This is a genomic window from Nocardia cyriacigeorgica, from assembly GCF_010858045.1.
GTDB lineage: Bacteria > Actinomycetota > Actinomycetes > Mycobacteriales > Mycobacteriaceae > Nocardia > Nocardia cyriacigeorgica_E.
In genome coordinates this window covers 1-22,194 of the sequence record NZ_JAAGVC010000057.1, presented here as the reverse complement: position 1 = coordinate 22,194, position 22,194 = coordinate 1, and the positions used below count along the sequence as shown (strand labels likewise).

The following is a 22,194-nucleotide window of genomic DNA, read 5'->3' as shown; positions in this document are numbered from 1 at the left end:
GGGGTGCCCATGGGTGGGCGGGTGTCTTGTTCGCCCTTGTTCGGCCAGAGGGCGGAAGCGCGTTCGGCTTGGGCGACGATGGTCAGCGACGGGTTGACGCCGAGGTTGGCGGAGATGGCGGCGCCGTCGACGATGCTCAACGTGGGGTAGCCGTAGACGCGGTGGTAGGAGTCGATGACGCCGTGGTCGGGGTCGGCGCCGATGGCGCAGCCGCCGATGAAATGGGCGGTCATCGGGACGTCGAACAGGTCGGGCCAGGTGCTGCCAGCGGCGGCGCCGAGCTTCTCGGCGACGCGGCGGGTGGCCTCGTGACCTGCGGGAATCCAGGTGGGGTTCGGCTCGCCGTAGCCTTGTTTGCTGGCGAATTTGCGGCCGAACAACCCGCGCTTGGTGTAGGTGGTGATCGAGTTGTCGAGTGACTGCATGACCAGCAGAATCAGCGTGCGCTCGCTCCACTGTCGGGTGCGCAGCAGGCGGACGGTGCGGATCGGCTGCTTCAATGCCACCGGCAGCACCCGCACCCACGGCGGGATCCGGTGGCCGCCGTCGATGAGATAGGTCTGCAACAGGCCCATCGCATTGGAGCCCTTGCCGTAGCGCACGGGTTCGACGTGCGTATCGGGGGTGGGATGGAACGACGAGGTGATGGCGACGCCGCGAGTGATGTCCATATTCGGGTCGACCTCGGTGCGGCCGGCGCCGAGAATGGCCTCGGAATTGGTGCGGGTCAGCACGCCGAGTCGCTTCGAGAGGTTCGGCATGACGCCGGTGTCGCGCATCGTGAACAGCAGCCGCTGGGTGCCCCAGGTGCCGGCGGCCAGCACCACCCGACCGGCGCGGAAGGTGCGCTTCCCGCGCCGGGTCCAGGAACCGGTGCGGTGGGTGTCGACGAGCCAGGTGCCGTCGGACTGCGGGCGGATCGCGGTGACCGTCGTCATCGGATGCACTTGCGCCCCAGCCTTTTCGGCGAGGCCGAGGTAATTCTTGACCAGCGTGTTCTTGGCGCCGTGCCGGCAGCCGCTCATGCATTCGCCGCATTCGATACAGCCGGTGCGGTCCGGTCCCACTCCGCCGAAATAGGGGTCGGGCACGGTTTTGCCCGGCTCGCCGAAATACACACCGACAGGCGTCGGCACGAACGTCTCGCCGACGCCCATGTCCGTGGCCACCGCCCGGATGACGTCGTCGGCGGGCGTCATATGCGGGTTGCGCACCACCCCGAGCATTCGCGCCGCCTGCTCGTAGAACGGGCTCAGCTCGTCGTCCCAGTCGGTGATATCGGCCCACTGCCGATCGGCGAAGAATGCGGGACCTGGTTTGTACAGGGTGTTCGCGTAGTTCAACGATCCCCCGCCCACTCCCGCGCCGGCCAGGATGAAACAGTCGCGCAGCCGGTGAATGCGCTGAATGCCGTAGCAGCCGAGCTTGGGCGCCCAGAGATATTTGCGCATATCCCAGTTCGTCGCCGCGAACTCGTGGTCGGCGAAACGCCGCCCCGCCTCGAGCACCGCGACCCGATAGCCCTTCTCCGTCAGCCGCAGCGCCGACACGCTGCCACCGAACCCGGAACCGACGATGAGAACGTCGACATCGAGTTCCCCGCTCATCTGCCACCTCCGCCGCCGACGTTAACAGCCGTGGACGTGCGGTTACCCAAAATTGTGCAGTATCGCAACAGTCGCGCGGCGCCCGTTCCGACGCGTCACAATGCGCCCGTCGAGCGGCGACGCCGCGTGCTCCGCCGGCGGATGACCGGAGCGCAGCACCGAACGGAACGGCACGGACGCCGCGCCGCGTGCGATCCGGGTATCGACACAAACTAGAACGTGTTCTACTTTGTTGGTGTCGGCCGAGGCCGGCCCCGCTTCGTCTCGACACCGAGGATCTCGATGGATTGGTACACCGGAAACACCGTTTACGACACGGTGCTGACAATCGCCTTCGTCTTCGCGGCGTTCGTCATCGTGGGCGGGCTGTTCGTGCAGAGCCCGTACGGGCGCTTCGCTTCGGCGAATATCGGCTTCAATCTCAACCCGAAGCTCGGCTGGTGGTTGATGGAGATTCCCGCCACCATCGTCTTCGCCGTGTTCTACCTGACCGGGCAGGACCGCTTCGAGCCCGTTCCGCTGGTCCTGGCCGGAATCTGGCTGTTGCACTATGCCAACCGCGGCTGGTTCTTCCCGCTATCGATCCGGCAGGTGCCCGGCAAGCGCAGCAGTTTCAACATTTCCGTGCTGTCGGCCGGCGTTTTCGTCACGGCCGTGCACGGCTACCTGAACGGTTCCTTCTTCAGCCACGACTATCTCGACCAGTACGGGACGCAATGGCTGACCGATCCGCGCTTCCTGATCGGTGTCGTGGTCTATCTCGCGGGGTTCTCGCTGTTGGTCCGATCGGAATGGATCGTGCGGAATCTGCGGGACAAGAACGATCCGGGCGCGACCGAATACCGCATCCCGTTCGGTGGCGGATTCCGGTTCGTGAGCAGCCCGGCCTATCTGGGCGAACTGGTGGCCTGGGCGGGTTTCGCACTGCTCACCTGGTCGCTGGCCGGTGTGGTCATCTTCCTGATCACCGCGGGCAATCTGGTGCCGCGTGCGTTGGCGACGCACCGGTGGTACCGGGAGAAGTTCGCCGACTATCCGCGTGAGCGGAAAGCCTTGGTGCCGTATCTGATCTGAGCACCGGGCGGACCGACGCGCCGAACCCGGCGGCTCGGCAGGTGCCTACACCGCACGCCCGTTCTCCAGCGCCGCGTGCAGCGTCACCGCCCACTGGTGGACGATCTGCTTGCGGCGCGCGGAGTCATCGGTCAGCACGTCGGCGAGCCCGAGGCCACGAGCCATGTCCAGGGTGGCCTGGACCAGGTGGTGGGCCACCGGATCCGCATCGTCGACGCCGAGCGCCTCGACCGCACGGCGGTGCGAGACCCGGCCGAAGCGCGCCTCCAGCGGGACGATGCGTTCGCGCAGTGCCGGGTCGGCGGCGGCGTGGGTCCACACCTGCAGGGCCGCTTTGAACAGCGGGCTGGTGTAGGACTCCACCAGACCCGCCACCACGGCCTCGGTCCGCCCGACACCGACGGCGGTGGCGGCAACGGTCGCCGCCTCCGCCTTGGCCTGCTCGGTCCTGGTGTCGAACATGTACTCCAGCGCCGCGGTGATCAGGTCTTCCCTGGTGGGGAAGTGGTGCTGGGCGGCCCCACGCGACACCCCGGCGCGCTCGGCGACCACGGCCACCGTCGCGGCCGCCCAGCCCATCTCGGCCAGACAGTCGATGGTCGCCTCGAGCAGCCGCTGCCGGGTGGCCCGGCTGCGGTCCTGCTTCGGTTCGTGGGGTGTCGCCATGGGCCTATTGTGCCCAGCTGGGTGGGCGCTTCTGCAGGAAGGCCGTCATGCCTTCGATCACCTCGGGGGTGCCGAAGAAGCTGCCGGAGCGCTGCGCGAGTTCCTCGGCTTCGGCATCGAACCCGGCCAGCAATGCGGCGTTGACCAGCTTCTTCGATTCCGCCAGCCCCTGCGGTGAGCCCTTGCGCAGCTCCCCGCACAACCGCTTGACCTCGGCCGCCGCATCGTCGGCGGCAATGGTGACGAGCCCGATCTCCTGCGCCACCGCAGTGTCGAATTTCTCACCGGTGAGGTAGTAGCGACTGGCCGCACGCTGGTTCAGCCGCGGCAGCAGAGTCAACGAGATCATGAACGGCGCCATGCCGATCCGCACCTCGGTGAGCGCGAAACTGCTGGACGGACCGGCCACCACCAGATCGCAGGCGGCGATGATGCCCATGCCGCCCGCCCGCACATTGCCGTCGATCTGCGCGATCACCGGCTTCGGCGCGGCCACCAGTCCGCGCAGCACGTCGATCATCTGGCGGGTGCGCTGATCGGCCGCGGTGGCGGGATCGGAGTTCGCGGCCTCGCTCAGATCCGCGCCGGCACAGAAGGTAGTGCCGGTGTGGGTGAGGACGATGCCGCGCACGGCGGAATCGTCGACCGCGCGCTCGATCCCGGCCAGCAGTTCGCGAACCAGCTTGGACGACAGCGCGTTCCGGTTGTGCGGTGAATCGAAGGTCAGCGTGGCGAACCCGTCGGCCACCTCGTAGCGCACGAACGGCGCATCGGTTGTCTCGGTCATGATTGCTCGGCTCAGTAGGACTTCGGCAGACCCAGCGAATGCTGGGCGACGAAGTTGAGGATCATTTCCCGGCTCACCGGCGCGATCCGCGCGATGCGTGCCGCGCCGAGCATGGCGGCCAGGCCGTATTCGCTGGTCAGACCGGCGCCACCGTGGGTCTGGATGGCCTGATCGAGAGCCTTGATACTCGCTTCGCCCGCCGCGTACTTGGCCATGTTGGCGGCCTCCGCGGCGCCCATCTCATCGCCGGCGTCGTAGAGGGTGGCGGCCTTCTGCATCATCAGTTTGGCCTGTTCGAGCTCGATCTTCACCTGCGCCAGTGGATGCGCGATGCCCTGGTGCGCGCCGATCGGCGTCTTCCAGACGGTGCGTTCCTTGGCGTACTCGACCGCTCGGTCGATGGCGTAGCGGCCCATGCCGACGGCCATCGCGGCACCCATGATGCGCTCCGGGTTCAGCCCGGCGAACAGCTGCATGAGTGCGGCGTCCTCCTTACCGACCAGGGCGCTCGCGGGCAGGCGGACGTCGTCGAGGAACAGCGTGAACTGGTGATCCGGCTCGATGATGTCCATCTCCTGCGGCGTCTTCTGGAAGCCGGGAGCGTCGGTGGGGACGATGAACAGCGCCGGCTTGAGCTTGCCGGTCTTGTGGTCCTCGGTACGCGAGACGATGAGCACGGCCTCGGCCTGATCGACGCCGGAGATGAAGATCTTGCGGCCGTTGAGGATCCAGTCGTCGCCGTCGCGGCGGGCGGTGGTGGTGATCTGATGCGAGTTGGACCCCGCGTCCGGTTCGGTGATGCCGAAGACCATCTTGCCGCTGCCATCGGACAGCTTCGGCAGCCAAGCCGCCTTCTGCTCGTCGGTGCCGTACTTGGTGATGATGGTGCCGCAGATGGCCGGGGAAACCACCATGAGCAGCAGGCCCGCGCCCTGAGCGGCCAGCTCCTCCATCACCAGCGCGAGCTCGTACATGCCCGCACCACCGCCGCCGTACTCCTCGGGCAGGTTGACGCCGAGGAAGCCGAGCTTGCCCGCCTCGGCCCACAGTTCGTCCAGCGGCTCGTTGGCGCGTGCCTTGGGAAGCACGTAGTCGCGGTAGTTGTACTTCGAGGCGAGTGCGGCGACGGCGGCCCGCAGTTCCTTGCGCTCGTCGGATTCGATGAAGCTCATTCCCTACTCCTGTGTCCAATTGGTCATGACCGGGGGCCCTACGTGGTTACGCTTCGCTGCCGCCTCCGGGCCTGACCCGGTCATGACGGATCTTCCGAGGGCTCGTCCACCACGGCGAGCACCGCGCCGACCTCGACCTGCTGGCCGACGGTCACATTGAGTTCGGTGAGGACGCCGGTGGCCGGGGCGACGATGGTGTGTTCCATCTTCATCGCTTCCAGCCACAGGATCGGCTGCCCGTGTTCGACCTGATCGCCGACGGCGGCGCCGAGCCGGATCACGCTGCCGGGCATGGGCGCGAGCAGCGAACCGGCGGCCACCTGATCGGCCGGGTCGGTGAAGCGCGGCAGCCTGCGCACGGCGACCGGGCCGAGCGGAGAGTCGACGCAGACCAGATCGCCGTACCGGGAGACCTCGAACTGCCTGCGCACCGGCCCGCGCTCACCGGGCACCCCGAGCACCACCCGTTCGGGCGACAGGTCGATCAGCTCGAGACCCTCATGGCCTTCGATCTGCACACCGGTACGGGTGAACCGGTAGCGCACCTCGTGGGTACCGCTGACGCGACTCTCATATGACTTGGTCTGCGGAGCGGAGGCGAGATTGCGCCAGCCACTGGGGATTCCGCCGTCCACGCGGGCGGCGCGACGGTTGGCCGCGGAATCGGCCAGCGCGGCCGCCACGATGGACAACGCCTCGTCGGCCTCGCTGACCAGCGGCGCCGACAGCGCCTCGAGACCGTGCGTATCGAAGAATGCGGTGTCGGTGTCACCGGCAAGGAACGCCGGATGCCGCAGCACCCGCACCAGCAGGTCACGGTTGGTGACCAGGCCGTGCACCTTCGCCCGCTGCAGGGCGGTGGCCAGCAGATGTGCGGCCTCGGCGCGGGTCTCGGCGTAGGAGATGACCTTGGCCAGCATCGGGTCGTAGTGCACGCCGACCACCGAACCGTCCACCACGCCGGTATCGAGTCGCACACCCGGCTGTTCCAGGACGGTGAATTCACCTGCGGTGAACGGGATGTCGAGCTTGTGCACCGGCCCGCTCTGCGGCTGCCAATCATGGGACGGGTCCTCGGCGTAGAGCCGTACCTCGATGGAATGCCCGCGCTTGGCAGGCTGCACCGGCGGCAGCGGCAGCCCCGACGCCACCTGCAACTGCAACCGCACCAGGTCGAGTCCGGTGGTCTGCTCGGTGACCGGATGCTCCACCTGGAGACGGGTGTTCATCTCCAGGAAGAAGAAATCGCCCTTCTCGTCGGCCAGGAATTCGACGGTGCCGGCTCCCTCGTAGCCGATCGCCTCGGCGGCCAAGCGCGCGGCTTCGAAGAGCCGGTCCCGCATGCTGCGTCCATCTGCGCCGCTCACGGCCCCTGCGTGGTTACGCTCCGCTGCCGCCTGAGCTCGCAGCGCGTCGATCTTCTCGACCAGCGGCGACGGCGCTTCCTCCACGACCTTCTGATGACGACGCTGAATCGAGCACTCGCGCTCGCCGACGGCCCAGGTGGTGCCGGCGGTATCGGACATGACCTGGACCTCGATATGCCGCCCGGTCTCCAGGTACCGCTCGCAGAACACCGTCGGATCGCCGAACGCCGATTCGGCCTCGCGCCGCGCCGCCTCGATCTGGCCGGGCAGCTCGCTCAGCTCACGCACCACGCGCATGCCCCGGCCACCACCACCGGCCGAGGCCTTGATCAGCACCGGCAGCTGATCCTCGGTGACCTCGGCCGGATCCAGTTCGGCCAATACCGGAACACCGGCGGCGTCCATCATCTTCTTGGATTCGACCTTCGAGCCCATCTGCTCGATGGCGGCCACTGGCGGACCGATCCACACCAGGCCCGCATCCAGCACCGAACGCGCGAATGCGGCGTTCTCGGAAAGGAATCCGTAGCCGGGATGAATCGCGTCGGCTCCGGCGGACAGTGCCGCCTCGATGATCAGCTCACCGCGCAGATAGGTCTCACCGGGCGTATTGCCGGGCAGCCGGATCGCGGCGTCGGCCTCGGCCACATGCGGGGAGTCGGCGTCGGCGTCGGAGTAGACCGCGGTGGTGGCGATGCCCATGCGACGGCAGGTGGCGAACACCCGGCGCGCGATCTCACCGCGATTGGCGACCAGGACATTGGTAATCGGAGTTGTCATCGCCGAGCGCCTCACATTCGGAAGACGCCGAAGCCCTCGGCGCCCTGGATCGGGGCTGTGTGAATGGCCGACAACGCCATTCCCAGCACGGTGCGGGTATCGCGCGGATCGATGATGCCGTCGTCGTAGATCCGGCCGGACAGGAACATCGGCAGCGATTCGGCCTCGATCTGCGCCTCCACCATCGCGCTCATCGCGGCGGCGCCGTCCTCGTCGAAGGTCAGGCCCTTCGCCTCGGCGGCGGCGCGCTGCACGATGGTGATGACGCCCGCCAGCTGCGCACCGCCCATGACGGCGGACTTGGCACTCGGCCAGGCGAACAGGAAACGCGGATTGAACGCGCGCCCGCACATGCCGTAATGGCCCGCACCGTAGGAGGCGCCGATCAGCAGCGAGATGTGCGGCACCTTCGAATTCGACACCGCGTTGATCATCATCGAGCCGTGCTTGATGATGCCGCCCTGCTCATACTCCTTGCCGACCATGTAGCCGGTGGTGTTGTGCAGGAACAACAGTGGCGTATTGGACCGGTTGGCCAGCTGGATGAACTGGGTGGCCTTCTGCGATTCCTCGGAGAACAGCACACCGCGCGCGTTGGCGAGGATGCCGATCGGGTAGCCGTGCAGTTCGGCCCAGCCGGTGACCAGGCTCGATCCGTACATCGGCTTGAACTCGTCGAAATCGGAGCCGTCGACGATGCGGGCGATCACCTCGCGCGGATCGAACGGGATCTTCAGATCCGATGGCACGATCCCGAGCAGTTCCTCCGGGTCGTACAGCGGCGAGATCACCTCCGCGCGCGGCTGCGGGCCCTGCTTCTTCCAGTTCAGCCTGCGCACGATGGCGCGGCCGAGCCGGATGGCGTCCTGCTCGTCGGCGGCGAAGTAATCAGCCAGACCGGAGACGCGGGCGTGCATTTCGGCACCACCGAGGGATTCGTCGTCGGATTCCTCACCGGTGGCCATCTTCACCAGCGGCGGGCCGCCGAGGAACACCTTGGCACCCTCCTTGACCATCACCACGTAATCGGACATGCCGGGGATGTAGGCGCCACCCGCGGTGGAATTGCCGAACACCAGCGAGATGGTGGGAATGCCCGCCGCCGAGGCCTGGGTGAGATCGCGGAACATCGCGCCACCCGGAATGAACACTTCCTTCTGGGTCGGTAGATCGGCACCGCCGGACTCGACCAGCGAGATCACCGGCAGCCGGTTCTGCTTGACGATCTCGTTGATTCGCAACGTCTTACGCAACGTCCACGGATTCGAGGTACCGCCGCGCACCGTCGGATCCGGCGCCACGATCATGCATTCGACGCCCTCGACCACACCGATACCGGCGATGGTCGACGCACCCACCTGGAATTCGCTACCCCACGCGGCCAGCGGGCACAGCTCCAGGAACGGCGAATCCTCATCGAGCAGCAATTCGATGCGCTCACGCGCGGTGAGCTTGCCGCGCTTGTGATGCCTTGCCACCTTGTCCGGGCCGCCACCGGCGATGGCCTTGGCGAATTCGGCCTCCAGCTCGGCGAGCTTGCCCGTCATCGCCTCCGCGGCCGCGGTGTATTCCGGCGACGACGGGTCGAGGGTGGATCGGAAGGTCGTCATGACTGGTACCCCAATACTTTCGACGCCAGCATGGTCAGAATCTCGTTGGTGCCACCGCCGATGCCGAGGATGCGGACATCGCGGTAGATCCGTTCGATCTCGGATTCGCGCATGTAACCCATGCCGCCGTGCAGCTGCACGCCCTGGTTGGCCACCCATTCGGCGGTCTCGACGGCGGTGTTCTTGGCGTGGCACACCTCCGCGATCAGGTTCTGCTCCCCCGCGGTGTGCCGCTCGACCAGCGCGCGGGTGTACACCCGGGCCAGGTCGACGCGGCGGTGCATCTCGGTGAGCGTCATCTGTACCGATTGGCGGCTGATCAGCGGACGGCCGAAGGTCTCACGGTTGCGGCACCATTCGAGGGTCAGGTCCAGCGCGCGCTGCGCCTGCGCGTACGCCTGCACCGCGAGGCCGACCCGCTCGCTGACGAACGCCGTGGCGATCTGGGCGAACCCGGTGTTCTCCGCGCCGACCAGGTTGTCCACCGGCACCCGCACATCCTGATAGGACAGTTCGGCGGTGTCGGAGGCCAGCCAGCCCATCTTCTCCAGCCTGCGCGCCACCGAGAAGCCCGGCGTATCGGTGGGCACGATGATCAGCGAAACCCCACCCGCGCCCGGCCCGCCGGTGCGCACCGCGGTGACCACGAAATCGGCGCGGCAGGCCGAGGTGATGAAGGTCTTGGCGCCGTTGATGACGTAGTGGTCGCCGTCGCGGACCGCCGAGGTGGTGAGGTGCCCGACATCGGAGCCGCCGCCCGGTTCGGTGATCGCCAGCGAACCGATCATGTCACCGGCCAGCGTCGGCTTCACCCAGCGCTCGATCTGTTCGGTATTGCCGGACCCGATGATGTGCGGAACCGCGATACCGCAGGTCATCAGCGACGCCCAGGCACCGCCCGAGGCGCCCGCCTGGTGGAACTCCTCGCAGAGAATGACCGTATCGATCGCATCACCGCCGGACCCACCCGCGGATTCCGGGAACTCGAGGCCGAGCAAGCCGAGTTCGCCCGCCTTCTTGTGCAGTTCGCGCGGGAGTTCGCCGCCGCGCTCCCAAGCATCGAGGTCGGGCAGGATCTCCCGCTCGACGAACCGGCGCACGGTGGCGCGCAACTCTTTTCGTTCCGGCGTATCCCAGACGCTCATCGGGCACCCTCTAGCAACTCGGTCGGAATATCGACATGACGGGAGCGCAGCCATTCGCCGAGCCCCTTGGCCTGCGGATCGAAACGGGCCTGGTAGGCCACGCCCTTGCCGAGCAGGCCGGAGATGATGAAATTCAGCGCCCGCAGGTTCGGCAGCACATGCCTGGTGACCTCGAGCGAGGCGGTTTCCGGCAGCAGCTCACGCAGCCGCTCGACGGTGAGCGTGTGCACCAGCCAGCGCCACTGCTCGTCGGTGCGCACCCACACGCCGATATTGGCGTCGCCGCCCTTGTCGCCGCTGCGGGCCAGCGCGATGCTGCCCAGCGGGGCGCGCCGAGTGTCGTTGCCGGTGAAGGGTTCCGGAAGCCGCGGGGTCGGCACCGGCTCGAGCGCGCGGGTGTCGGAGGCCTGGGCGATATCGACCCGGGTGCCGTCGGCCAGCACGGCGATATGTGGCACCTCGCTCGCGTCGACGAAGCCCGGCGTGTACACGCCGTAGGGCGAACCGTTGCCCGGCAGCGTGGTGAAGCTACAGCCCGGGTAGCTGGCCAGTGCCAGCTCGACGGCGACGCTGGAGAAGGCCCGGCCCACCTTGTTCGGATCCGGATCGCGCACCACGCAGCGCAGCATGGCGCTGGCCTGTTCCTCGGTGTCGGCGTCCGGACGGTCCAGGCGGGCGAGGGTCCAGTCGAGTTCGGCGGGGCGCACGGTCAGCCAGGATTCCAGCTGACGTTGCGCCAGTTCGGCTTTCGCTTCGATATCGAGCCCGGTGAGCACGAACTCCATCTCATTGCGGAACCCGCCGAGCGTATTGAGCGAGACCTTCAACTGCGGCGGCGGCGCTTCGCCGGTCACGCCGCGGATCAGTACCCGGTCGGCGCCCTCCTGCTCCACGCGAATGGTGTCGAGCCGGGTGGTCACGTCGGGCCCGGCGTAGCGCGCGCCCTGGATTTCGTACATGAGCTGGGCCTGAACCGTGTCGACGGTGACCGCGCCGCCGGTGCCCGGATGCTTGGTGATGACGCTACTGCCGTCGCGGCGGATCTCGGCGATCGGGAATCCGGGGCGGCCGAGGTCTTCGAGTTCGGTGAAGAAGGCGTAGTTGCCGCCGGTGGCCTGGGTGCTGCATTCGATGACGTGCCCCGCCACCACCGCGCCCGCGAGCCGGTCGTAGTCGGTGCGTTCCCAGCCGAAGTGCGCGGCGGCCGGGCCGACGATCACCGAGGCGTCGGTGACCCGCCCGGTGACGACGATGTCGGCACCGGAATTCAGGCATTCCACGATGCCCCACGCGCCGAGATAGGCGTTGGCGGTGAGCGGGGAGCCCAGCTCGAGTTCGGCGGCGCGACCGGACAGATCGTCGCCCTCGACATGCGCGATCTTGGCATCCAGGCCCAGTTCGGCGGCGACCTTGCGCAGTTTCTCGGCCAGGCCGGCCGGGTTGAGCCCACCCGCATTGGTGACGATCTGGACATTGCGTTCCAGCGCCAGTGCGAGGCATTCCTCGATCTGCTTGACGAAGGTCTTCGCGTAGCCGAGGCTCGGATCCTTCATCCGGTCCCGGCCGAGGATCAGCATGGTCAGTTCGGCGAGATAGTCGCCGGTCAGCACGTCGAGCGGGCCGCCTTCGAGCATCTCGCGCATCGCGCTCAACCGGTCGCCGTAGAACCCGGAACAGTTGCCGATCCGGATGACGTCCGGATCGTCGGCCAGCCTACTCATCAGCGGTATGCCTCCTGTCGCGCTGGATCGGGCCGTCGCGGCGATCGCGGGCCACCGCCACGGCGCCCGGAATCCGCGTACGGCACCAGCATCACAGGCGGTCAGGAAAAAATCAAGCTTGCGTGCTTGTTAATTGAGAGCTATCGTCCGCGGCGCATCGTCGCAGGCGAGAAGGCCGGCGGTAGCGGGAGGGCACAGCGGCAGACTCCGCCGCCAGGCGGCAGACAAGCCGCCGCCGGCATCACGGCCCACCCGAGGCAGCCGGTCCGTACCGAGGCCGACGACAGCCCGCCCGGGACGGCCCGACTGCGGACGCGCGGCCCACAGGCACAATCGGCGTCATGTCCTCCGATGTCGCCGTGGTCTTTCTCTTCGCTCTCGCCGGATTCCTCATCGGCGGGGCGTACACGACCTGGAAGACAGCACGCCCACTGGCCATCGCCCTTGGCGTGTGCGCGGTACTGGCAGCGGTGGGCGCGGTCGTCTGGCTCATCTGAACGGCGAGCCCCGAAGTTCCCGGCCGCGAATGATCAAACAGAGGTGAGCCGGAAGATGCGTAGGTCTTCGGGCACACCGCTCAACGGCGCGGCGAACATCCCCCGCCGATACGGCTTCACCGAGTATCCGAGTTCTTCGAGCACCCCCGGCGATACCGAGCGCAGGGTGGCCTCCGACAGCATGGTGCGGCCGTTGCCGCCCGCTTCCATCACCCGTGCCGCGATGGTGACGTCGACGCCGAGCCAGTCACCGCCGATCTCCCTCGGCGTGCCGGTGTGCAGGCCGATCCGCATCTGCGGGGTATAGCCGTCCACGCTCACCTCGGCCAGCGCCCGTTTGGCCGCCACGGCCGCCTTCACCGCCGCGTCAGCGGTGGGGAACACGGCCATGACGCCGTCACCCATGCGTTTCACCACCTGACCGCCCCGTTGGGCGATGGGCGGCTCGATGGCCTTTGCCACCCGGCGCAGCAGTTCGAGGGTGGCCTCGTCACCGGCCGACAGCGACCATCGGGAGAACGACACCAGGTCGGTGAACATGACGGTGACTTCCTGGCTGCCCCGGCCGCGCCCCACCCGCTCCAGCGCCGCCTGCCAGACCTGAAGCGCGCCGAATCCGATCTCCCGGGCCGCACTCGGACGGGGACCGACGAACTTCTCCGCAGCCCGCGCGACCGCTCGCGGGCCGCCGGGGCCCGAGACCGAGAGCGGATCACCGAAGGACGGATCGCCGGGGAGCTGTTCGCGGGCCTTGCGTAGCGCGCCGATCACGTCCGGGCGCTGATTGGCCGCCGTCATCAGGGCCGCGATCGCGCGCGGCCGGTGGCGACGGGAGGGCCCGGCTTCCGCCGGGGAGTCGACCGCGCCGGGATCGGCGCCGTTCGCTTCCGGTTCCGGTCCGGACACCGCACCGCCGGAAGGTGTTCTGCTCACGCCCCGAGGGTATCCCAGCCGCCCCGCACCGGTGACGCCCGTGAACGGCGCCGGGCCGGTGCGAAAGTTCGCACCGGGCCGGAAAGTACCGCACCGTCCGCCGGGCAGTGGCGGACGGTGCGAGGGGCCGCGGACCTCCCGACAAGGTCTGCTACCCACAACCCGAGTGGCGAGGGAGGGCTACTCGGGTAGTCCATATATTCGGGCTAGGCGTCGCGCTGGTTCACCGCGAACAGCGAAGCACCGAACACGATCGCGACGAAGGCGACGAAGTAGAGCAGGCTGCCCCACACGTTCCAATGCCAGTTGCCCACCGGCTCTTCCACCGCGAGGAAACGGTTGGCGTTGGCGAAGGGCAGGAACGGGGTGACATTGCGGCCGAAGCTGCCGAAGGCGCCGAGCAGCGGCTCGATGAGCAGCGACCACAGCACGATCAGCGAGATGGCCGCCGCCGACTGCCGCACCAGCACACCGACCGCGATGGCCAGCGCCACACACAGGAAGGTGTAGATGGGCAGGCCGTAGATCGTGCGCCAGTGGCCTTCCAGCACCAGCGTGGCGGCGGCTTCGGACCCGCCGACCAGCTTGCCGACCAGGAACGCGCCGAACGCGAGCACCGTGGTGAGCACGGCGCCGTAGAACCCGACGAGCGCGGTCTTGGTGAGGATCACCAGGTTGCGGTTCGGCACCGCCTGGAACGTGGTGCGGATGACGCCGAAGCGGTATTCGCTGGTCACCGTGAGCGCCGCCATGATCATCAGCACCATGACGCCGAAACCGGACACGCCCGCGGTGACGGTGCCGATGTCGAGCGAGGGCACCTCACCCGATTCGGTCCCCGCCGTGCGCACGACCAGCGCGAACAATGCCGCGAGGCCGAGGCCGAGCACGACGACGATCGCCGAGCACCACCACGGCGACCTGGTCGAGGTCAGTTTGATCCGTTCCGCTTCCAGCACGCCGATCACAGCGCACCTCCCATCACCTGATCGTCGGTCCCGACGCCGCCACCGTGGTACTGCACGGCGCCGCCGGTCATCCGCATGAACGCCTCCTCCAGCGAGGCCCGCTGCGGCGCGAGTTCGAACAGCGTGATGTCGTTCGCGCCCGCCAGCTTGCCGACCGCGTCACTGGTGACACCGGCGATCATGAGGGCGGGGCCGTCCTGGCCGGTGCCGTCCTCGCGCACGGTCATGCCGTTGGAGGTGAGAATGCTGCGCAGCTGATCCAGCTGCGGGCTGCGCACCCGCACCGACGACTCGGAGGCGCGGTCGATGAATTCCTGGGTGGTCGAATCCGAGATGAGCTTGCCGCGCCCGATCACCACCAGGTGTTCGGCGGTCTGGGCCATCTCCGAGAGCAGATGGCTCGACACCAGCACGGTGCGGCCCTCCGCGGCCAAGCGCTGCATGAACCGGCGGATCCACAGGATGCCCTCCGGGTCGAGGCCATTGACCGGCTCGTCGAACAGCAGCACCGGCGGATCGCCGAGCAGGGCGCCGGCCAGGCCGAGTCGCTGGGACATGCCGAGGGAGAATCCGCCCGCGTTCTTACCGGCGACCTCGGACAGGCCGACCAGCCGCAGCACCTCCTCGACCCGCGATTTCGGGATGCCGTTGGAGGCGGCCATCCACTGCAGGTGAGCGCGTGCGGAGCGGTTGGGATGCACCCATTTGGCGTCGAGCAGGGCGCCCACTTCGCGCAGCGGATGGTCGAGGTCGTGGTACGGCCTGCCGTTGATCAGGGCGGTTCCGGCGGTCGGCCGGTCCAACCCGAGGATCATGCGCATCGTGGTCGACTTGCCCGCGCCGTTCGGTCCGAGGAAGCCCGTCACCTGTCCGGGACGAACGGTGAAGGTCAGATCCTGAACCGCGACGGTCTGCCCGTAGTGCTTGGTCAGGCCCTTCAGTTCGATCATGCCTACAGCATTGCGCAGATCGCGCCGGCGCGCGTCGGTATAAAGGCTTGTCGTCGGTCATCCTCGAGGATGATCCGTCCCTCGGTGGTACCCCGGGTCGACCCCGAGGGACCGCTGACCGTCGCCGAGGGCGGCGCACCGCCGGCGACCGGTCACCGCCGACTCTCCGGCGATGACAGACGAACGGCGGGGGCTGTGCAGGCGGCGAATCGGTCTGCCGTCGCGTCAGCCGGGCGAAACGATCAGCCGAGCGCGGGCGAGGACGCCTGCGCCCAGAACCGCTTCGGGATGCGACCCGCCTCGCGGGCCAGCCGTCCCGCGCGCACAGCGTCGGCCATGGCGGCGGCCATGAGAGCCGGCCGCCTGGCGCGGGTGACGGCCGTGGCCAGCAGCACGGCCGAGCAGCCGAGTTCCATGGCCAGCGCGGCATCGCTCGCGGTACCGATCCCGGCATCCAGGATCACCGGGACACCCGCCTCGGCCACGATCATCTCGATATTGTGCGGATTGCCGATGCCGAGGCCGGTGCCGATGGGGGCGCCGAGCGGCATCACCGCCGCACAGCCCGCCTCTTCGAGCCTGCGAGCCAGGATCGGATCGTCATTGGTGTAGGGCAGCACCACGAAACCCGCGTCGACCAGCTTTTCCGCGGCGTCGAGCAGTTCGATCGGATCGGGCAGCAGGGTGCGCTCATCGGCGACGACCTCGAGCTTGACCCAGTTGGTGTCGAGCGCCTCGCGCGCCAGCTGCGCGGTGAGCACCGCCTCGGCGGCCGTGCGGCAGCCCGCGGTGTTCGGCAGCGGGGCGATATCGAGGCGCTTCAACAGATCGAGCACGCCGGTGCCGCCCGCCGCGTCGACCCGGCGCATGGCGACGGTGGTCAGCTCGGTACCGGAAGCCACCAGGGCCTCCTCCAGCACGGCCAGGCTCTCGGCGCCGCCGGTGCCCATGATGAGCCGGGAGCCGAACTGCCTGCCCGCGATCTCGAGCGGGGTATCGGCGGCCAGGTCAGCCACCTTGAACCGCCGTCAGCACGTCGATCTGCCAGCCGCGGCCGACCGGCTCGTCCCAGCGCGATTTCGGGAACACCGCACCGTCGACGGCCAGCGCCACACCCTGACAGGGCAGATCGAGCCGAGTGAGCAGTTCACGCACGGTGAGCGGTTCGGCGAACTCGTGGTCCCGGCCGTTCACGGTGACACCGATGGGCACAGATATCGCGGTCATCGAACTCCTCCTGCGGATGGGACAGCCGGCGCGGACGGCGCCGAGAAGCGTTGCGGATCAGCGGAAGCCACCTCGGGCAGCGGGGCGCCCGCCAGCTCGGCGAGCACCGCGTCGGCGGTGATGGCGGTGGTGAGCATGCCGTTGCGGCCGTGGCCGGTGGCGGCGATGATCCGGTCGGTGAGCCTGCCGATCAGCGGCAGATTGTCCGGTGTGCCCGGGCGCGAACCCGCATTCGCCTCGGCCAGTTCGTATTCGCCGATACCGGGCAGGATGGCCTCCGCGTCGGCGATCAGGTCGCGGACGCCGCCGACGGTGACGGCCCGATCGAAGCCCGCCTCGTATTGCGTTGCGCCGACCACGATTCCGTCTTCGCGCGGCACCAGATACACCGGCCTGCCGTGCACCCGGGCCCGGATCACCCGGTTCGGAACGGGCTGTGCGCCCGGCCGATGCCGCAGCCGCAGGATCTCGCCCTTGACCGGACGAACGGGCAGCATCGGGCACAGCCGAGCCGAGGCGGCGCCTGCGGCCAGCACGATCTGATCGTGCGGCAGGGCATCGATGTCGTCGACGGCTTCGGCCCGCACCTCGACCCCGACGGCGTCGACGGCCACCCGTAGCGCACCGAGCAACAGCCGGTTGTCGATGGCGGGTTCGGCGGTGGCGAGCATGCCTGCCCGGACGGTGCGGGCCAGTCCCGGCTCGAGTTCGCGTACCCCCGCGCGGTCGAGGATGCGCAGATCGTGGCCGTGGCCGCCGACCCAATCGGCGATGGTGTGCAGGTCAGCGGCATCGGCGGCGTCCAGCGCCACCGTCAGGGTCTGTTCGGCGACGTACACGTCGGTGCCGGTGGTGGCTTCGAGCCGCGCCGCGAACGCGGGCCAGTGCGCGAGGGCGGCGGCACCGAAAGCGAGGACGGCGTCCTCACCGGGCCAGCCCTCCGACAGCGGCGCCAGCATTCCGCCGGCAACCCAGGAGGCGCCGGAGGCGACGGCCGGATCGAACAGGGTGACCGTCCACCCGGCCTCGCCGGCCCGCCATGCCGCGGCGAGCCCGATGGCGCCGCCACCGACGACGGCCAGAGTGGGCATCGGTTCCTCCTCGTGTTCGCATACCCACGGTAGCGCGGCTACGGTCGAAGGCGTGCAACCCTCCCACCCGAACCGACCGCTGCCGCCACGGGAGCGCCTGGCTACCGCGCGGTTGTATCTGTGCACCGACGCCCGCAGGGAAAAGGGCGATCTGGCCAAGTTCGCCGAGGCCGCGCTCGCGGGCGGGGTCGACATCATCCAGCTACGCGACAAGGGGTCACCGGGCGAGCAGAAGTTCGGCCCGCTCGAGGCCAAGGCCGAACTCGGCGCCCTCGCCGAATTGAAGGCCGCCGCCCGTAGGCACGGTGCGCTCGTCGCGGTGAACGACCGGGCCGATCTAGCGCTGGCCGCCGGCGCGGACGTGCTGCATCTCGGTCAGGGCGATCTGCCGCCGTGGTACGCCCGGCGCATCCTCGGCCCCGACGTGGTGATCGGCCGCTCCACGCACAATCGCGCCCAGGCCGGGCTTGCCGCCATCGACGAGCACATCGATTACTTCTGCACCGGGCCGGTCTGGGCCACGCCCACCAAACCGAACCGGCAGGCCGCCGGGATCGACCTGGTCCGCTCGACCGCCGAAGCGCATCCGACCCGTCCCTGGTTCGCCATCGGCGGTATCGATACGCAGAACCTGGCGGAAGTGCTGGCCGCCGGGGCCGACCGGGTCGTGGTGGTGCGGGCGATCACCGAGGCTCGTGACCCGGAAGCCGCGGCGCGGGAGTTGAAAGCGGCGTTGCTCGCGAACGTTTGACCGCGACAGCGGCAGCGCGTGGGGCCCGCGCCCGGCACGTGGCCGGCCGATCGCCGATCAGGACAGGATCTGGCCCGTGGTCAACGCCAGCGTGGTCGGCGTCTCGACCTGGTGCGCTGCGATGTCCTTCGCGGTCAGCTCCGCGAGCCCCTCGACGATCGTGGCGAAATCGCCCGGCCCGTCGGCCACCGCGTGCAGCCAGATGAAGCCCTGCTCGGCGAGGTCGACGGTGCGTGGGAGGGCCGCGGCCAGGGCCGGAGCCTGGGCGATGCCCGCCAGATCGACGCGCGCGGGCACGGCGCGCAGTTCGGGCCAGGCCAGCGCGAAACCCGGGTGCAGGGGGCGCGCGTCCACTTCGTCTTCCGGTACCCAGGCCAGCTCGACGCTCTCCCGGTTCGCACTGGTCGCCAAGGTGTGCGCCGCGTCGGCGACGACGGTCGTATAGGTCCAGCCACTCGGCGCGCAAGCCGTCACCCGTTCGGCGCGCACCCGCACGTCGGTCGAGGCGATTCCGGCTTCCTCCCATGCCTCGCGGACCGCGGCGTGCATGGGTGTCTCATGGCTGTCGCGTGCCCCGCCGGGCAGCGCCCATGTGCCGCCCTGGTGGCTCCACGGGGCACGATGCTGCAACAGGACCGCCGAGCCGCCGCCCTCCAGCGGCGCCCGCAGCAGTAGGCCGGCAGCCCCGAACTTTCCCCAGTGGCGGACCCCATCCGGTCCGCGCGACCAGCCGTCGCCGTCACCACGCATTTCGCACCATCCTCGTCACCTGGCACTCCCTATAGTGCCGCACGCGCCGCCTCGTGTGGGCGGCCTCCGCGCGACACCCGGCGAACCCGGCCGGGATCGGCGACACGCCACACACATCGGCCTCATGGCACTAACCTTGGCCGGTTGACGACGCCGACGACCGGTCACCGAGGCCGGATGAGTTGTCGGCGCACGGGACGGGGCCGGACAGAATAGGCTCCGAAACAGCGCAAACAGGCGCCCCTGAGCGGGGAGGTGGACATGACGCGGTTGGCAGCGGATCGGGCGGCGGCGGTACTGGAGCCGGCGACCGATTCCGAGCCGCCGAACGGGAGTGGGCGACGGCTCCCGGTGCGTCCGCATGTGCGGGCGATGCGTGAGCAGCTCGACCCGGCCAATCTACGGTCCTTCGCCCGGTCCACGCCGGGCCGGTTGATCGGGGTGGGCCTACTATTGGCCGTGGTGTGCCTGGCCGCCGGTGCGACGACGGCGGCGACGGTCAACGAACGCCAGAACGGGCTCGACGTACTCCTGGTCGAAACCGAGCCCGATGCGCATTCCGCACACCGGATCTACACCTCGCTCTCGGTGGCCGACGCCGCCGCGGCGACCGCGTTCATCTCCGGTGGACTGGAACCACAGCACGTGCGCGACCGCTACAGCCAGGCGGTCGGCGAATCGGCGGCCGAACTCGCCGCACTGTCCGGCGAAGGCCCCGACCAGCGGTTGCGCACCGGCATCGCGACCGGGCTCCCGGTGTACACCGGGTTGATCGAGACGGCACGGGCCAACAACCGCAGCGGTTACCCGGTGGGTGCGGCCTACCTGAGCGAAGCGTCGAACCAGATGCAGACCACGCTGCTGCCGATGGCGGGTGAACTCCAGCAGCACCGCTCCGACGCGGTCGACGACGCCCAACGTCGTCATGTCCGGCCGCCATGGATCGCGATCGCGCTGCTGGTCCTCGCCCTGGCCGGATTGGTCTGGGCCCAAGTCGATTTCGCGCGGCGCTGGCACCGCACGTTCAATCCGGGGCTGCTGCTCGCCGCGGGCGCGGTGCTGCTGTTGCTGATCTGGACGGTGGTGGCGGGATCCATCTCGGCCACCGCGATGATCCGCGGCCGCGATGACGCTGCCCGAGCGGCCGACCGCCTGACCGAGAGCCGCATCCTGGCCCAGCAGGCCAGGTCGGCGGAAACCCTGAAGTTGGTGCGCCGCGACGCCACCGGCGATTACGACCTCACCTACGACGCCAACCGCACCAGGCTCACCGAACTACTCGCCGACGACGCCCCCGGCGCCGCGGACGCTCGTGCGGCACTCGACCGTTGGCATGCCGCGCACCAACGGATGAACGAGGCCCTCGACCGTGGCGATTTCGTCGCCGCCGCGGCGGTGGCGACCGGCCCCGGCGCCGGCGATTCCGCCGCCCAGGTGGACGCCCTCGATCAGGCACTGGCCGCCGGAATCGCCGATACCAGGGACAACCTGCGCGACGACATCTCACAGAGCGCACGGGTGCTGGATTTCCTCGCCCCGGGCGCGCTGATCCTCGGCATCCTCGGCGCGGCCTGCGTAGCCCTCGGTGTCTGGCCCCGACTGCGGGAGTATCGATGAAAACCGTTCGTACCGCGCTCGTCTTCGCCGCGGTCGCACTGATCGGCGGCTGTACGGCCGAGCCGGTCACCCGCACCGGCATCGACGGTATCGATTTCACCGAGCCGCCGCTGCCCGCGCAGGCGGCCACCATCGCGACCGACGCGAACGTCTCACCCGAACCCGAACCCGATTGCGGCGATCCGACCGCGAGCCTGCGGCCCGACAATGCCGCCGGCGGGCCGACTCTCGACGCCATCCGCGCCCGTGGACGGCTGGTGGTCGGCTTGGACGCGGGTTCCAATCTGTTCAGCTTCCGCGATCCGATCAGCGGCGCCATCGTCGGCTTCGACGCCGATATCGCCAGGGAGGTCGCCCGTGATCTGCTCGGCAGCCCGGATCTGATCGAATACCGCAGCTTGTCCTCGGCCGATCGGGAGAAGGCGCTGCAAGAGCATTCGGTCGATCTGGTGGTCAAGACCATGACCGTGACCTGTGATCGGCGGCAACGGGTTTCGTTCTCCACGGTCTATTTGCTCGCGCATCAGCGGGTCCTCGCCGTGAAGGGCTCCGGCATCGAAAGCCTCGCCGACCTGGCCGGTAGGCGGGTCTGTGTGGTGGCAGGCACCACCTCGGTGGATCACATCCGGCGCTACGAGCCCAAGGCCACCATCCTGACCGTGCCCACCTGGGCCGACTGCCTGGTGGTGCTGCAACAGCGCCAGGTCGACGCCGTCAGCACCGATGACGCGATCCTGGCCGGCCTGGCCGCACAGGATCCCTACACCCATATCGTCGGGCCGAGTATCAGCGATGAGCCGTACGGCATCGGCATCTCCAAGGGCAACGACGATCTGGTGCGGTTCGTCAACAAGACCCTCGCCCGTATCCGCGCGGACGGCACCTGGACCCGCATCTACGACCGTTGGCTCTCGGTCCTCGGCGAAACCCCCCGCCCGCCCGAACCGGTCTATCAGGACTGACCATGCACGACACCGGCGCAGGCCCACACGAACCCGCGGCATCCGGCGATGCCGCGGGGCCGAGTGCTGCCGCGGATCCCGGTGCGGCCGTGCCCGCCGGGGCCGATCCGGCGGACGCCGAACCCACCCGGCCCTCCGAACGTCCGGCCGGAACCCGAGGCAGGCACGCCAAAGCCGACACCGGTGCGACCCCGAGGCCCTCCGATACCGTCCCGCCGCCGGAGACACCGGCCCCGATCGCGGTTCCCGCACCGACAACGATGGTCACGCCCGAGCATGCTCCGGTCGCCGCAGCCGCCGCAGACCTGCCCGGAGCAGCCGAATCGGCTGCGCACCAACCCCCGGGCTCCCGGGCCACCCCAGCCGAGCCCGGCGCCGCCGAGGATCGCCCCCCGGCATTACCCAGCACACCGGCGCTGTCCGGCCCCCACACCGAAGCGGACGCACCGGGAGCCGTCGCCCACTCCCGTTCGGCGGCTCGGAATCGGTCGCCGGCTCCAGTACCGCCGCCGCCCGATC

20 protein-coding genes are annotated in these 22,194 nt (G+C 69.0%); 5 read left to right on the top strand and 15 right to left on the bottom strand.

What is annotated here, in order from left to right; genetic code table 11:
- Positions 1-1,607, bottom strand: a 1,607-nt coding sequence (locus GV790_RS27135; protein ID WP_163817381.1) for an FAD-dependent oxidoreductase, incomplete at its 3' end; no start/stop codon positions are given.
- A gap of 282 nt (positions 1,608-1,889) precedes the next feature.
- On the opposite strand from GV790_RS27135, the gene GV790_RS27130 reads away from it, so the two are divergent.
- Positions 1,890-2,681, top strand: a complete 792-nt coding sequence (locus GV790_RS27130) for a methyltransferase (RefSeq protein ID WP_163817379.1) — start codon at positions 1,890-1,892, stop codon at positions 2,679-2,681.
- Positions 2,682-2,726: 45 nt separating this feature from the next.
- Here GV790_RS27130 and GV790_RS27125 read toward each other — a convergent pair whose 3' ends face one another.
- The 7 genes from GV790_RS27125 to GV790_RS27095 all read right to left on the bottom strand — a co-directional run bounded on the left by GV790_RS27125 (position 2,727) and on the right by GV790_RS27095 (position 11,929).
- Positions 2,727-3,347 (bottom strand): TetR/AcrR family transcriptional regulator, encoded by a 621-nt coding sequence (locus tag GV790_RS27125; protein WP_163817377.1) that lies wholly within the window; start codon positions 3,345-3,347, stop codon positions 2,727-2,729.
- A gap of 4 nt (positions 3,348-3,351) precedes the next feature.
- Positions 3,352-4,134, bottom strand: coding sequence for an enoyl-CoA hydratase family protein (locus GV790_RS27120; protein WP_163817375.1), 783 nt, complete (start codon positions 4,132-4,134; stop codon positions 3,352-3,354).
- A gap of 11 nt (positions 4,135-4,145) precedes the next feature.
- Complete coding sequence (locus tag GV790_RS27115) at positions 4,146-5,306, bottom strand: acyl-CoA dehydrogenase family protein (RefSeq protein ID WP_104362114.1); 1,161 nt, start codon at positions 5,304-5,306, stop codon at positions 4,146-4,148.
- Between the two features lie 80 nt (positions 5,307-5,386).
- Complete coding sequence (locus GV790_RS27110) at positions 5,387-7,453, bottom strand: acetyl/propionyl/methylcrotonyl-CoA carboxylase subunit alpha (protein ID WP_163817372.1); 2,067 nt, start codon at positions 7,451-7,453, stop codon at positions 5,387-5,389.
- 11 nt (positions 7,454-7,464) lie between these two features.
- Positions 7,465-9,063, bottom strand: a complete 1,599-nt coding sequence (locus tag GV790_RS27105; protein WP_163817370.1) for an acyl-CoA carboxylase subunit beta — start codon at positions 9,061-9,063, stop codon at positions 7,465-7,467.
- On the bottom strand, positions 9,060-10,208 hold the full coding sequence (locus GV790_RS27100) for an acyl-CoA dehydrogenase family protein (protein WP_163817368.1): 1,149 nt from the start codon (positions 10,206-10,208) through the stop codon (positions 9,060-9,062). Before GV790_RS27100 ends, GV790_RS27105 begins: the two co-directional genes overlap by 4 nt.
- Complete coding sequence (locus GV790_RS27095) at positions 10,205-11,929, bottom strand: acyclic terpene utilization AtuA family protein (RefSeq protein ID WP_163817366.1); 1,725 nt, start codon at positions 11,927-11,929, stop codon at positions 10,205-10,207. The genes GV790_RS27100 and GV790_RS27095 overlap by 4 nt, the downstream gene beginning before the upstream one ends.
- A 341-nt stretch (positions 11,930-12,270) precedes the next feature.
- On the opposite strand from GV790_RS27095, the gene GV790_RS30610 reads away from it, so the two are divergent.
- A complete protein-coding gene (locus tag GV790_RS30610) occupies positions 12,271-12,426 on the top strand; it encodes a hypothetical protein (RefSeq protein WP_014353372.1) in 156 nt (51 codons plus the stop codon).
- Between the two features lie 33 nt (positions 12,427-12,459).
- Here the strand turns inward: GV790_RS30610 and GV790_RS27090 are convergent, their stop codons facing one another.
- The 6 genes from GV790_RS27090 to thiO all read right to left on the bottom strand — a co-directional run bounded on the left by GV790_RS27090 (position 12,460) and on the right by thiO (position 17,595).
- Positions 12,460-13,332: an adenylate/guanylate cyclase domain-containing protein gene (locus tag GV790_RS27090; protein WP_175586015.1), complete on the bottom strand. Its 873-nt coding sequence runs from the start codon at positions 13,330-13,332 to the stop codon at positions 12,460-12,462.
- Between the two features lie 233 nt (positions 13,333-13,565).
- Positions 13,566-14,324, bottom strand: a complete 759-nt coding sequence (locus GV790_RS27085) for an ABC transporter permease (RefSeq protein WP_163817383.1) — start codon at positions 14,322-14,324, stop codon at positions 13,566-13,568.
- Positions 14,324-15,277 (bottom strand): ABC transporter ATP-binding protein, encoded by a 954-nt coding sequence (locus GV790_RS27080; RefSeq protein ID WP_163817363.1) that lies wholly within the window; start codon positions 15,275-15,277, stop codon positions 14,324-14,326. The genes GV790_RS27085 and GV790_RS27080 overlap by 1 nt, the downstream gene beginning before the upstream one ends.
- A gap of 242 nt (positions 15,278-15,519) precedes the next feature.
- A complete protein-coding gene (locus GV790_RS27075; protein ID WP_163817361.1) occupies positions 15,520-16,293 on the bottom strand; it encodes a thiazole synthase in 774 nt (257 codons plus the stop codon).
- Positions 16,286-16,504 carry a sulfur carrier protein ThiS gene (thiS, locus tag GV790_RS27070; protein ID WP_163817359.1) on the bottom strand — a complete coding sequence of 73 codons (219 nt, stop codon included), beginning with the start codon at positions 16,502-16,504 and terminating at the stop codon, positions 16,286-16,288. The genes GV790_RS27075 and thiS overlap by 8 nt, the downstream gene beginning before the upstream one ends.
- A complete protein-coding gene (gene thiO, locus GV790_RS27065; protein WP_163817357.1) occupies positions 16,501-17,595 on the bottom strand; it encodes a glycine oxidase ThiO in 1,095 nt (364 codons plus the stop codon). Before thiO ends, thiS begins: the two co-directional genes overlap by 4 nt.
- 52 nt (positions 17,596-17,647) lie before the next feature.
- On the opposite strand from thiO, the gene thiE reads away from it, so the two are divergent.
- Positions 17,648-18,346: a thiamine phosphate synthase gene (gene thiE / locus GV790_RS27060; protein WP_163817355.1), complete on the top strand. Its 699-nt coding sequence runs from the start codon at positions 17,648-17,650 to the stop codon at positions 18,344-18,346.
- Positions 18,347-18,403: 57 nt separating this feature from the next.
- On the opposite strand, the gene GV790_RS27055 is transcribed toward thiE, so the two are convergent.
- Complete coding sequence (locus GV790_RS27055; RefSeq protein WP_163817352.1) at positions 18,404-19,096, bottom strand: NUDIX hydrolase; 693 nt, start codon at positions 19,094-19,096, stop codon at positions 18,404-18,406.
- A 261-nt stretch (positions 19,097-19,357) separates the two neighbouring features.
- Between GV790_RS27055 and GV790_RS27050 the strand changes: the two genes are divergently transcribed.
- Together GV790_RS27050 and GV790_RS27045 are read left to right on the top strand one after the other, a co-directional pair.
- Positions 19,358-20,713, top strand: a complete 1,356-nt coding sequence (locus tag GV790_RS27050; RefSeq protein WP_163817350.1) for a hypothetical protein — start codon at positions 19,358-19,360, stop codon at positions 20,711-20,713.
- A complete protein-coding gene (locus GV790_RS27045; RefSeq protein WP_163817347.1) occupies positions 20,710-21,675 on the top strand; it encodes a glutamate ABC transporter substrate-binding protein in 966 nt (321 codons plus the stop codon). The genes GV790_RS27050 and GV790_RS27045 overlap by 4 nt, the downstream gene beginning before the upstream one ends.
- Positions 21,676-22,194: the final 519 nt, after the last annotated feature.